Genomic DNA, 11,547 nt, shown 5'->3' on the forward strand with positions numbered 1-11,547 from the left:
GTTTATGTCGCACTGGCTGTCCCTGATCGACCCCGACAAGATTCGCCGCACCCCGCTGGGCGCGCGTGGCCATAATCTGCTGCTGACGCCGCAGACGACGCCGCAAGCGTTGCTGCTGAGCCTGGAAGAGCAGGAACTGGTGGGCGGCTGGCTCAAATCGCGGCGCAACCGCGTGCGCTGGAGCAGCCTGCTGGCGTTGGCGGACAGCCCCACGCTGGCGGAGAACCTGCTGCGCCGGCTATTGGAGGCCGGCTGGTGCGAAGTGGAACTGCATGCCGAAACCGGCTTGCGCTTTAATCAGCTGGAACCGTTCTGGGTGCAATGGCTGGACATGTACGGCCTGCGCCACCTGTTGGGCATGGGCGATCCACGGCCGCAGGCGGAAGTGGTGGAGCTGTGGCGCGGCTGGCAGCCGCGCCATCCGCTGCTGCTGGGCTTGGCGGAAAGCCTGAGCCCGCATCTGCAATCCTCCACGCTGGAGCGCCGCCTCAAGCTGGCCCAGGCGCTGGATCAATGGCTGCTGGACGGCAGCTGGGGCACCGAGCGCCAGTTCTCGCAACGCGCGCTGGGGCGCAGCAAGGCCTTCGGCGCGGCGGATCGGCAGTGGCTGGCGGAGTTCGGCATTGATCTGGAAGCTTGCGGCATCGCCCGCCACACCCCGCACGTGTTCCTGTCCGGGCCGCTGGGGCTGTGGGCCGGACAGCAATGCCTGTTGTCCGCGGCCTTGCTGCAGCAAGGCGTGGCCTTGGGGCCGGAGGCTTTGCTGGGCGTGAGCGCGGTGGAGGGGGCGATCCGCAGCGTGCGCATCGTGGAAAACCTCAGCGTGTTTCAAACCCTCAGCCAGCAGGCGCTGCCGGTGCTGACCATCTGGGTGCCGGGCCAGCCGCACCAGCGTTGGCGCGAGGCGGTGCGCCATCTGCTGTCCTTGCTGCGGGTGCCGGTGCAGATCGCCTGCGACCTAGACCCGTCCGGCATCGCCATCGCGATGGCCGTGGGCAAGGTGGCGGAGCAGGCTGGCCGGCCGTGGGAGCCGTGGCGGATGCTGCCGGAGCAACTGACGCTGGCCAATGGCGCGCAGCCCTTGAGCGAGGTGGACCAGGCGCAGCTGGCGCGCTTGATGGGCGGCGGCCTGCCGCCCTTGCTGCACAGCCTGGCGATGGAGATGCAGGAGCGGCAGTGCAAGGTGGAGCAGGAGGCGCTGTTCATCGATGAATGGGGGGATTGAAACCCATATTGGGCCTTGCATCATATTGTTTTAGATTTCTAAAAGCGACGCATGGGATGCGCCGCTTTTTTCAATAGCTGGCCTTTGATTGGTTTGTTCACTATTTTTGATATGGCTGGCTGATTAAATAGTATGCATTTGATGCCGGGTTGCCGGGTAAGATGACAGATTAATGCTGTCGTAGTGCTAGTCAATTTCCCAACCTGGTGGACAGGTCGGGTAAGATATCCAGTAACTCAGAGAGCGGCGCTCTGCCGAATCCCCCCATTGGTAAATGCCTGAGCCGTTGAAATAAAAAACGGGTTTGTGTGCGACATATCCAACAACCGAGGCTTTGCAGTAAAAAAATGGGGATGTCAAAAAATCGATGACCGATAGCTCATCTATACATGTTAGTTGTGCGACGCGGTCTTCTATTGATGCGTAATTGGCGATGCACTTGGTCCGGTCGCCAGTTTTCGACAAGCTGTCCAGCATGTCGAATTCTTCATTTGGCAATGCTCGTACATGCTCCGAAACAACACGCACGAAATCGGCTCTGAACGGAATTAACCCTTCCATCCGGTAGCTGGATAGGTTTTTATGCATATAGTTAACATTATCCATGGTGGTCAAATTTTAAGAGGGTGCAGGGAGCCGATCATATAGATACAGCAGCAGGACATCTCCGAAAAAATGATAATTCACGATGTCAGCTTTAAGTGTTATGATGTGATCATTGCGTTCATTTTGTTCTAGAAAGAACATTTCAGATGAGTGTAGTTGATGCGAAAAAATCAAAGTTGATCAGCAGCGCGGATGTCGAAGCGGTGATACGCGAAAGCAAGGCACTGCCTAGAAAACGTGTGCCTATCCTGGTTCATGACAGTTACGATGAGATGCCGCAGCGCTTTGTCAATTGCATGTCGGCCAATTCCTATATCAGACCGCATCTGCATGAGAATAATAATCAGTGGGAACTGGTGATCTGGGTTTCTGGGGAAATGCTGGTGCTGATCTTTAATGAAGATGGCTCCATCTCAAAAAGAATCGAGTTTGGCCAGGACAAGAATCGGATCGTTGAAATTCGGCAGAACCAATACCATGCCTTTGTTCCCATGTCGGACTGTGCCTATTTTGAGGTTAGAAACTGTAAATTTGACCCTGATAGTGATAGACGGTATGCGGCCTGGGCTCCGGATGAGGCCAGTGCAGGCGTGGATGATTTCTTCGCTTGGATGAAAAGCGCTGAAGTTGGACAGCGGTATGCAGAATCTTAGTCTGTATTTGCAAATCATAGACAGTAGCCCGGTACCTACTTTCTGGAAAGATGCCGCCCTGAACTTTGTCGGTTGCAATGATGCTTTTCTGGACATGGTTGGTGCCATGCAGCGCTCCGAATTCATCGGCAAAAAAGATATCGACTTGCCATGGAGCCCGAATTGGGAGGAGTACGAGCGAGATGACCGCCATGTGTTGCAGACAGGGACGCCGATTTCCAGGCTGGAAGGCATCCCATCCAGTGATGGCAGCATAGTCCTGTCACAAACCACCAAGCATCCCCTGATCAAGAATGGCAAGGTCGTCGGCATCGTTGGCTACTGCAAAGACGTCACCTTGGAAAAAAAACTCAAAGACGCCGAAGCAGAGAAACAGATTGAGAAGATCAATTCCAAGTTGATCGCGCTAGTGGAGAAATTCGTTAACGATGCCCGGCTATGCCAGGTTGAGATCGTGAATGAACGGATAGGTCTGAAAAGTCCGAACAACAAGCTGGTGATTGCTGCGCCCTTGAGCAAGCGCGAAACCGAAATCCTGTATTGCCTGTCCCTGCATAAGACACCAAAGGAGATTTCCCGAATTCTGTCGCTGGCGCATGGCAGAGAGGTGTCGATTCGCTCGGTGCAAACCATCATCAATGAAAAGTTGTACTCCAAGCTGGATGTGCACTCCACCAGCCACCTCATAGAACGGGCAGCCGCCCTGAATCTGATTCCGCTGCACATGCCGAAGTAGAGTGGCTGTGTGTCACGTTCTTCTCGGCCAAGGCTCGGCACTTACGCTTTGCCGCGGCCCCCGTCTATCCCAAAACGGAAGCACATTGCCAGACCGTACGAGCTGAAGTGGCATCAGTTCGTACGGCCTATGGCCTCATCGGTCTAGCTCAAGGCTGGTTATAGCTGTATTCGATGCCGTTGATCGTGGATTTGAAGCCGTAGCGTGGGAAGGCCGGGTTCGGCTTCTTGGCGAGGTAGGCATCCGCCAGCGCCTCGGCCGCCTGGCGGTAGAACTTGCCCTGATTCTTGTTGTACCAGGGGTCGTCGTGCGGGTTGGGGCTGAATTTATAGCTTTGATCGCGGCCGCCGGCGATATAAATGCGGATGCCGCGCGCGCCGGGGCCGGAACCGCCGCTTTTCTGCTCCACATAATTGAAGGTGATGCCGCTTTTTTTGTAATCGGGCAGGCTGCCGCTGATATTGGCGGCCAGCGCGCCGCCGGCGGTCAGTGTCAGCGCGCTGACCGCGAGCAAGGCCGCAACGCGGCGAAACAGGAAGTGGAGGGGTGGATGCATGGGACACCTTTCTGAAATGGTTGAGAGCGCTTGGCCGGTAACGGCTGCGTTCAATGCCATCGGGATGGATGGGGAGGCGTTAGCGTCGTGAATGGCGCTTAAATGTCGCCTATTTATACAAATGGCAATTAACGTACAACTTTGAATGCCATTTGGATTTAGACGATAGGCGAGCCCACGGCGCGCAGCAAGTCTTGCATGCCAGTCCTTAAGGCCGGGCTGGCGAAACCCCGGAGCCGGCGATGTTTACCGATTGCGGCCGACGAGTGCTGGCCTATGCTGAGAAGGTGGCATGGCGTGGTTGGAAAGCAGGTTTGAGATGGAAGAACGGGACTTGGTGGGCGGCGGCATTCCGATGGCGCAGCTCAAGCTGGAGTTGCTCGCCACTGGCGTATTGCTTATCTCGGTGTACGAGGTAGACGATGAGGAGGCGTTTTTCGTTTACGAGGCCCGCAACGATTTCGACCCGGATGCGGTGCTGGCCGCCGCCGAGGCGAGTTTGGATCCGGTGCGGCTGAGCGTGTTCAAGCATGTGTTTTTTCCGGCCACGGACGATGTCGAAGATGGATCGGAAGAGGGCGACGGCTAAGCCGCCGGCGCTGTGTGGATAAGATGCCAACCCCGCGGATGCGGGGTTTTGCTTTTTCGCAGTGGCGGCCGCCGCGCGCGGCATGCGCAAAGCCCGCCTGGGGGCGGGCTTCGGGTGCTGATGGATGGCCCGGTCCCGGAACCGGGCGCATGCGCTTAGCGCAGGTTCAGCGCCTTGATCGCGCTATTGATCTCCTCCGCCAGGCGCACTTCCTGACCCAGCTGCTCGTGCCATTGCTGGTTCTGGAAGAAGGCGTAGCGCGCCTTGGAGCCGTTGCCGGCTTGCCAGCCGTCTTTCAGTTGGCCGTCGAAGAAGAACTGCTCCAGCAGCGCATGGCCGGCCGCGTGGGCCTGGTTTTGCGCGTGCTGCTCGTGCAGGCGCGGCGCGCCGATCAGATGCAGCTCGATGTCGCGGCCCTGCTCTTCATAGCGGCCCTGGATCGGATGTTCGAACACCAGCGGCTGCAGCGTGGCGTGAGTGATGGTGGCGCGGCCGGTGATGTGGCGCGACGGTGTGTACACGGTCAGGTCCAGCCGCAGGTTCAGGCCGCCCGCCTGGCCGGGTTTGTTGACGTTGTAGCTGATGATGAACAGGCCGGATTTTTGATCGCGATCGATAGTCATGTTTGGACTCCTTGAGATCAATGACATCAGAAAAGTTTGGACATCCGGTAGGACGTCCAGGCCCAATGGCGATGTGCGAACCGTGGCGGTAACCGCGGCTGCCCTGTAGTTATATAACTTTTGTTTTTATTTTCTGCCGTACTTAATGGCAGTTGGAAATAAAGAGGCGATGGGGCTTGCGCGCGGGATTAGGGAACAAGGAGGAGGGAAAGCGCGCCGCCGGAGCTTGGCGGCGCGAGGGAAAATCAGGCTTGTTGCTCGAAGCGCACAGGCTGTTTGCCCAGGCGCTTGGCCCGCACCACCACGGTGCCGGCGATCTTGTCGTGCCAGCCCTGCTTGCGGGCGTCCAGGCCCACCCAGATCAGGCCCAGCAGGAAGGGGAAGCAGGACACGAAGTAGCCGAGATAGCGCAGCGCCGCCTGCATCGGCGTCATCGGCGCGCCGGTCTTGGCGTCCACGATGCGCGCGCCCAGCAGCATCTTGCCCGGCGTGCTGCTTCTGAACCACCAGAACGCCAGCACCGCCGCCGCCGGCAATATCCAGTTGATCAGCAGGCTGGCCAACGGGCTCAGCTCGAAACCGCCTTGCAGCATGAAGGCCTGCATCATCCTGCCGTCGCCGCTTTCCGCCATGCGGCTGGTTTCGCCGCCGCCGCGGGCCAGCAGCCAGATCACCGGCGCCAGCACCAGGCACAGCAGCAGGGTGTCGACCAGGCTGGCCAGCACCCGCAGCCAGAAGCCGACGTATTCCAGTTCTTCCGCGCCGTCTTGCATCATCAATCCTCCAGATTGGGCTTGTGCTTGGCCGCCACGCGCAGGTAGTGCTCGGCGGAGTATTGGAAATAGGCCAGTTCCTTCTCGGTCAGCGGCCGCGCCTGCTTGACCGGGTTGCCCAGGTAGAGATAGCCGGATTCCAGCCGCTTGCCGGGCGGCACCAGGCTGCCGGCGCCGATCAGCACCCGCGGTTCGATCACCGCGCGGTCCAGCACGATGCTGCCGATGCCGACCAGCACCTCGTCGCCTATGGTGCAGCCGTGCAGGGTGACGTGGTGGCCGATGGTGACGTTGCGGCCTATCACCAGCGGCGCGCCGGCCGGGTCCGCGGCGCTGCGGTGGCTGACGTGCAGCATGGCGAAATCCTGGATATTGGAATTCTCGCCTATGCTGATGGCGTTGACGTCGCCGCGGATCACCGCACAGGGCCAGACCGACGCGCCCTCCGCCAACGAGACCTCGCCGATGACCACCGCCGCAGGGTCGATGTAGCAGCTGTCGTGGATCTGCGGCTGATGCCCGTCATAAGGGCGGATATTGCTTTTCATCGGTCTGTCCTCATCTGAAATCGGGTAAAGTTCCTATCATACCCCCACAGGATGCCAATATGAGCCAGAACCCCTTGCTGGACTTTTCCGGGCTGACCCGTTTCGCGGAGATCAAGCCGGAGCACATTTCCCCCGCCATCGACGAATTGCTGTCCGCCGCGCGCGCCGCGGTGAAGCGGCTGACCGCGGAGCAGGGCGCGCCCAGCTGGGAAAGCTTTGTCGATCCGCTGACCGACGCCACCGAGCATCTGGGCCGCGCCTGGGGCGTGGTGGGCCACCTGAACGCGGTGGTGAACACGCCGGAACTGCGCGAAGCCTACAACGCCAACATCCCGCGCATTTCCGAGTTCTGGACCGAGATGGGCCAGAACCTGGAACTGTACGCCCGCTTCAAGGCGCTGGCGGCCAGCCCGGAGCACGCGGATTACAGCGCGGCGCGCAAGAAAATCGTGTCCAATGATCTGCGCGATTTCCGCCTGTCCGGCGCGGAATTGCCGCAGGCGGAAAAAGAGCGCTTCGCCGCCATCCAGACGCGGCTGGCCGAGTTGTCCGCCAAGTTCGAGCAAAACGTGTTGGACGCCACCGACGCCTTCAGCCTGTACATCGAGGACAAGGCCGAACTGTCCGGCGTGCCCGAGGATTCGCTGGAACTGTTCGCCGCCGCCGCGGCCGGCGACGACAAGAGCGGCTACAAGATCACGCTGCAATTCCCGTTCTACTTCCCGGTGCTGCAGTACGCGGACAACCGCGCGCTGCGCGAAAAGCTGTATCAGGCCAATGTGCAACGCGCATCGGAGTTCGGCCCGTCCGACCGCGACAACAGCCCCATCATCCGCGAAAAGCTGAAGCTGGCGCGCGAGGAAGCTCAGCTGCTGGGCTTCGCCAACTTCGCCGAACTGTCCTTGTTCACCAAGATGGCGGAAAGCCCGGAACAAGTGATCGCCTTCCTGCGCGACCTGGCCGCGCGCGCCAAGCCGTTCGCGGTCAAGGACCGCCAGGAACTGGAAGCCTTCGCCGCCGACGAACTGGGCCTGGCCAAGCTGGAAGCCTGGGACCTGGCCTATGCCGCGGAAAAACTGCGGGTGGCGCGCTACGCCTTCTCCGAGCAAGAAGTGAAGCAATACTTCCCGGAAAGCAAGGTGCTGCCTGGCCTGTTCGGCGTGGTGTCGACGCTGTTCGGCATCGAGGTGCGCCCGAGCAGCGCGCCGGTCTGGCATCAGGACGTGCGCTTCTTCGACATCCACAAAGACGGGCAACTGGTCGGCAGCTTCTACTTCGACCTGTACGCCCGCGACGGCAAGCGCTCCGGCGCCTGGATGGACGACGCGCGCGGCCGTCGCAGCAAGAGCGGCCAGGTGCAGACGCCGATTGCCTACCTGACCTGCAACTTCACCCGCCCGGTGGGCGACAAGCCGGCGCTATTCACCCATGACGAAGTGATCACCTTGTTCCATGAGTTCGGCCATGGTCTGCACCATATGCTGACCCGCGTCGACGAACTGGGCGTGGCCGGCATCAACGGCGTGGAATGGGACGCGGTGGAGCTGCCCAGCCAGTTCCTGGAAAACTTCGCCTGGGAATGGGACGTGGTGCAAGGCATGACCAGCCACGTGGATAGCGGCGCGACCTTGCCGCGCGAGCTGTTCGACAAGATGCTGGCGGCCAAGAACTTCCAGAGCGGCATGGCCACGGTGCGTCAGCTGGAATTCGCCTTGTTCGACCTACAGCTGTATAGCGGCTTCGACGCCGACAAGGGCAACTGGCTGACCTTGCTGGACGAAGTGCGCCGCGAAGTGGCGGTGAACTTCCCGCCGGCTTACAACCGCTTCCCCAACAGCTTCAGCCACATCTTTGCTGGCGGCTACTCGGCCGGCTACTACAGCTACAAATGGGCGGAAGTGCTGTCCGCGGACGCCTACGCGGCTTTCGAAGAAGCCGGCGGCGCCAATCCGGACACCGGCAAGCGCTTCTGGGATGAAATCCTGGCGGTGGGCGGCAGCCGCCCGGCCTTGGAATCCTTCCGCGCCTTCCGTGGCCGCGACCCGCAGATCGACGCGCTGCTGCGCCACTCCGGCATGGTGGAGACGGCTTGAAACGAGCGTTTTATGCCGAGGGAAAAATAATCCGGTTTGCGCCGGAACTCTTGTGAAGCGCCGTGGCTCTAATTTTTTGCTCAGTGGGTTATCTCCAGAGCAGCAAGCGAGCCAGACGCATATCAGGGTAGATTGATATAGTGTCTATTGTGCGCCTCCGTGCAGACGGAGGCGCCTTTTTTTTGCCGCGGATCGCGCGGCTAAAAGGTTCAGTCGTCCCGCTCTGGTTTGGCGGACGGCGGCAGCGGCTGCAGGGTGTGGCGGTGCTGGAAGGTGGGGGTCCGCATCGAGAACGGCGGCGTCAACGGCGCCAGACGAGGACGGTTGGGGTTGCGCGTCGGGCACAATGCCTGTTGCGCGTCGTGCTGCTTGTGCTTGATAGTCAAGAACTTGCTCCGGTTACGACGACATTTCGATCATAGGCCGGCGTTTCCGGCGTTGGCAAATCAGCCGCGCCGGGGTGTTGTTTATTTGTTTAAACGAATCTGTTTAATTTGGCGTCAAATAATCAACATTGGCGCCGCTTGCAGGCCAAGGCTTGGCAGTGCCGCGCGCTGCGGTTATGGTGTCGGCCTTTGCCTGAAAAACTATTGGAGAGCCCGCTGATGCGTTTTGCCACCTGGAACGTCAATTCCCTCAAGGTCCGCCTGCCGCAAGTGATCCAGTGGCTGTCCGACAGCCCGGTGGACGTGCTCTGCCTGCAAGAATTGAAGATGGATCAGGACGTGTTCCCGCTGGCCGAGATCGAAGCGGCCGGCTATCGCGCCGCCTGGTTCGGCCAGAAAACCTATAACGGCGTGGCCATCCTGGTGCGCGCGCCGCTGGAGCTGGAAGACGTGGTGCTCGGCATTCCCGATTACGGCGACGAGCAGCGCCGGGTGATCGCCGCCACGGTGAACGGCATCCGCGTGATCTGCGGCTACTTCGTCAACGGCGAGGCGGTGGATTCGCCCAAGTATCCGTACAAGCTGGAATGGCTGGCCAATCTGGAGCGCTACGTCACCGCCGAACTGCAGCGCCACCCGCAGTTGCTGCTGCTGGGCGACTACAATATCGCGCCGGAAGACCGCGACGTGTACGACCCGGAAAGCTGGCACGAACAAGTGCTGTGCAGCACGCCGGAGCGCGAGGCTTTCCGCCGCCTGATCGCGCTGGGCCTGAGCGACAGCTTCCGCCTGTTCAATCAGGAAGAGAAGCAATACAGCTGGTGGGACTACCGCGCGATGATGTTCCGCCGCAACAAGGGCGTGCGCATCGACCACATCCTGGTCAGCGACGCCTTGAAGCCGCGCGCGCGGGAATGCGTGATCGACAAGGCGCCGCGCAAATGGGAACGCCCGTCCGACCACACCCCGGTGGTGCTGACCCTGGCCGACTGAGCACCGCCCAAGCTTGGCCCGACGCGCCCGTGCCAAAGGCAGGGGCGCGCTTCCTTCCCTAACAACCTGTTCAAAGTCTGCTGCGCGTCGTGAAGCGTTGCACGGTGAGTACGAGCTCAAAATGCTCATGTACCACGAGTACATTCCGCTTTCTCCGCTGTTTTCGCCTCGCCCCGCCCTTGCCCGCGAGCCTTTGAACAGGCGCTAAAGCCTTATTTCGCATCAAGGCGGCCGCCGCACCGCGCCGGCATCATGCCGTCATGACTCATCCCACCCCATCTGTGCAAATCGGCCTGTGGCTGCTGCTGTCCGGGCTGACCCTGCTGGCGGCCTGGCTGGCCGAAGGCGGCCGGCTGCCGTCTCTGGCGCTGATCGCGCTGGGCCTGGCCTGGTTCAAGGGCGTGCTGCTGGTGGAACACTATATGGGCCTGCGCCATGCGCCGCGCTGGCTGCGCGCGCTGGTGCAGGGCTGGCTGGCGCTGGTGTCGGCCGCGCTGCTGCTCAGCTTTATCTGAAGGAATGCCGATGAACGCGCCAGAAATCCTCGATATCCCCGTGCCTTTTTACCAGCCGCAGGGCGCCGAGTGCGAACTGTTCGAAGCCGCCTGGCGCCAGCAACTGCCGGTGCTGATCAAGGGGCCCACCGGCTGCGGCAAGACCCGCTTCGTCGCCCATATGGCGGCCAGGCTGGGCCTGCCGCTGATCACCGTCTCCTGCCACGACGACCTGAGCGCCGCCGACCTGGTGGGCCGCCACCTGATCGCCGACGGCGCCACCGTCTGGTGCGACGGCCCGCTGACCCGCGCGGTGCGGATAGGCGGCATCTGTTACCTGGACGAAGTGGTGGAAGCGCGCAAAGACACCACCGTGGTGCTGCATCCGCTGACCGACGACCGCCGCATCCTGCCGGTGGAACGCACCGGCGAAGTGCTGCAAGCGCCGCCGGGCTTCATGCTGGTGGTGTCCTACAACCCCGGCTACCAACACGTGCTGAAAACGCTGAAGCCCAGCACCCGCCAGCGTTTTGTCGCCATGAGCTTCGATTTTCCGCCGCCGGAAGTGGAAATCGGCGTGCTGACGCGGGAAAGCGGCGTCAGCGAAGCGCTGGCGCGCCAACTGGTGACGCTGGCCGGCCAGTTGCGGCGCTTGTCCGGCTATGACCTGGAAGAAGCCGCCAGCACGCGGCTGCTGGTGTACGCCGCCAAGCTGATCCAGGCCGGCCTGCCGCCCTGGCAAGCCTGCCGCACCGCGCTGGCGGAACCGCTGAGCGACGACGCCGACACCGTGGCGGCGCTGCTGGCGGTGATCCAGACCCAATTCCCCGGCTGAGCGGCATGGAAGACATCGTCGGCGGCTGGTGGGACAAACTGGCGCGGCGCGCGGCGCGGCGCGGCTTTCCGGAATACGCGGCGGAGCTGGCGCAAGTGACGGCGCAGGCGCCGCTGTTCTTCCGCGCCATGGGCGGCGATCCGGCATTGGCGCTGCGCTCCACCGTGGGCACCGAACACGGCGCGCGCCGTGGCTGGCTGCAGCGGCTGGCCGGCACCGGCGCGCGGATGGAATTGGCCTGGCAGGACAGCCAGGCGCTCTACCTGCCGGAACGCATCGACTGTTTCCCCAGCGCCGCGCTCAACCGCGACTGCTACTTCTGGCTGCTGGCCCAGGCCGCCTATGCGGCCGACAGCGACGGCGACTGGCTGAGCCGCAACCGCCTGGCCGCGGCGCGCGCCTTGGCGGCCATGCCCGGCCTGGCCGCCCTCTACCGC

General features: G+C 61.6%; 14 protein-coding genes and 1 pseudogene. 9 read left to right on the forward strand and 6 right to left on the reverse strand.

The genetic code is table 11. The features are described from left to right. Positions 1-4: 4 nt before the first annotated feature. Positions 5-1,225, forward strand: coding sequence for a DUF2399 domain-containing protein (locus LQT98_RS19490; protein WP_231464447.1), 1,221 nt, complete (start codon positions 5-7; stop codon positions 1,223-1,225). Positions 1,226-1,411: 186 nt separating this feature from the next. On the opposite strand, the gene LQT98_RS19495 is transcribed toward LQT98_RS19490, so the two are convergent. Then, entirely contained in the window at positions 1,412-1,813 is a 402-nt protein-coding gene (locus LQT98_RS19495; RefSeq protein WP_231464450.1) for a hypothetical protein, read from the reverse strand. Positions 1,814-1,977: 164 nt separating this feature from the next. On the opposite strand from LQT98_RS19495, the gene LQT98_RS19500 reads away from it, so the two are divergent. Both LQT98_RS19500 and LQT98_RS19505 read left to right on the forward strand, forming a co-directional pair. Continuing rightward, the gene (locus LQT98_RS19500; RefSeq protein ID WP_231464453.1) at positions 1,978-2,484 is read left to right on the forward strand and encodes a WbuC family cupin fold metalloprotein; all 507 of its coding nucleotides are present in this window, start codon (positions 1,978-1,980) and stop codon (positions 2,482-2,484) included. After that, entirely contained in the window at positions 2,471-3,220 is a 750-nt protein-coding gene (locus LQT98_RS19505; protein WP_231464456.1) for a PAS domain-containing protein, read from the forward strand. The genes LQT98_RS19500 and LQT98_RS19505 overlap by 14 nt, the downstream gene beginning before the upstream one ends. Before the next feature lie 148 nt (positions 3,221-3,368). Here LQT98_RS19505 and LQT98_RS19510 read toward each other — a convergent pair whose 3' ends face one another. Continuing rightward, positions 3,369-3,776, reverse strand: coding sequence for a hypothetical protein (locus tag LQT98_RS19510; RefSeq protein ID WP_231464459.1), 408 nt, complete (start codon positions 3,774-3,776; stop codon positions 3,369-3,371). Between the two features lie 292 nt (positions 3,777-4,068). On the opposite strand from LQT98_RS19510, the gene LQT98_RS19515 reads away from it, so the two are divergent. Further along, positions 4,069-4,365 (forward strand): hypothetical protein, encoded by a 297-nt coding sequence (locus LQT98_RS19515; RefSeq protein ID WP_231464462.1) that lies wholly within the window; start codon positions 4,069-4,071, stop codon positions 4,363-4,365. A 155-nt stretch (positions 4,366-4,520) separates the two neighbouring features. Here LQT98_RS19515 and LQT98_RS19520 read toward each other — a convergent pair whose 3' ends face one another. The 3 genes from LQT98_RS19520 to LQT98_RS19530 form a co-directional block, all read right to left on the reverse strand. Next, positions 4,521-4,988, reverse strand: coding sequence for a DUF1842 domain-containing protein (locus tag LQT98_RS19520; protein ID WP_231464465.1), 468 nt, complete (start codon positions 4,986-4,988; stop codon positions 4,521-4,523). A gap of 245 nt (positions 4,989-5,233) precedes the next feature. Next, positions 5,234-5,764 (reverse strand): RDD family protein, encoded by a 531-nt coding sequence (locus LQT98_RS19525; protein ID WP_231464469.1) that lies wholly within the window; start codon positions 5,762-5,764, stop codon positions 5,234-5,236. Next, on the reverse strand, positions 5,764-6,309 hold the full coding sequence (locus LQT98_RS19530) for a gamma carbonic anhydrase family protein (protein ID WP_019104212.1): 546 nt from the start codon (positions 6,307-6,309) through the stop codon (positions 5,764-5,766). Before LQT98_RS19530 ends, LQT98_RS19525 begins: the two co-directional genes overlap by 1 nt. 59 nt (positions 6,310-6,368) lie before the next feature. Between LQT98_RS19530 and LQT98_RS19535 the strand changes: the two genes are divergently transcribed. Continuing rightward, positions 6,369-8,402, forward strand: coding sequence for a M3 family metallopeptidase (locus tag LQT98_RS19535; RefSeq protein WP_231464472.1), 2,034 nt, complete (start codon positions 6,369-6,371; stop codon positions 8,400-8,402). A 209-nt stretch (positions 8,403-8,611) separates the two neighbouring features. Here the strand turns inward: LQT98_RS19535 and LQT98_RS19540 are convergent, their stop codons facing one another. Continuing rightward, complete coding sequence (locus LQT98_RS19540) at positions 8,612-8,788, reverse strand: hypothetical protein (RefSeq protein ID WP_156183916.1); 177 nt, start codon at positions 8,786-8,788, stop codon at positions 8,612-8,614. A 219-nt stretch (positions 8,789-9,007) separates the two neighbouring features. Between LQT98_RS19540 and xth the strand changes: the two genes are divergently transcribed. From xth to LQT98_RS19560, 4 genes and pseudogenes are all read left to right on the forward strand, one after another. Beyond that, positions 9,008-9,781 carry an exodeoxyribonuclease III gene (xth, locus tag LQT98_RS19545; RefSeq protein ID WP_231464475.1) on the forward strand — a complete coding sequence of 258 codons (774 nt, stop codon included), beginning with the start codon at positions 9,008-9,010 and terminating at the stop codon, positions 9,779-9,781. Positions 9,782-10,041: 260 nt separating this feature from the next. Next, positions 10,042-10,296, forward strand: a complete 255-nt coding sequence (locus tag LQT98_RS19550) for a cytochrome C oxidase subunit IV family protein (protein ID WP_048410857.1) — start codon at positions 10,042-10,044, stop codon at positions 10,294-10,296. A 10-nt stretch (positions 10,297-10,306) separates the two neighbouring features. Next, positions 10,307-11,110 carry a CbbQ/NirQ/NorQ/GpvN family protein gene (locus LQT98_RS19555; RefSeq protein WP_048410856.1) on the forward strand — a complete coding sequence of 268 codons (804 nt, stop codon included), beginning with the start codon at positions 10,307-10,309 and terminating at the stop codon, positions 11,108-11,110. A 5-nt stretch (positions 11,111-11,115) separates the two neighbouring features. After that, a pseudogene (locus LQT98_RS19560) lies at positions 11,116-11,547 on the forward strand (nitric oxide reductase); the annotation flags it as partial.

This window comes from Chromobacterium aquaticum (genome assembly GCF_021129195.1).
Classification (GTDB): Bacteria; Pseudomonadota; Gammaproteobacteria; order Burkholderiales; family Chromobacteriaceae; genus Chromobacterium; species Chromobacterium aquaticum.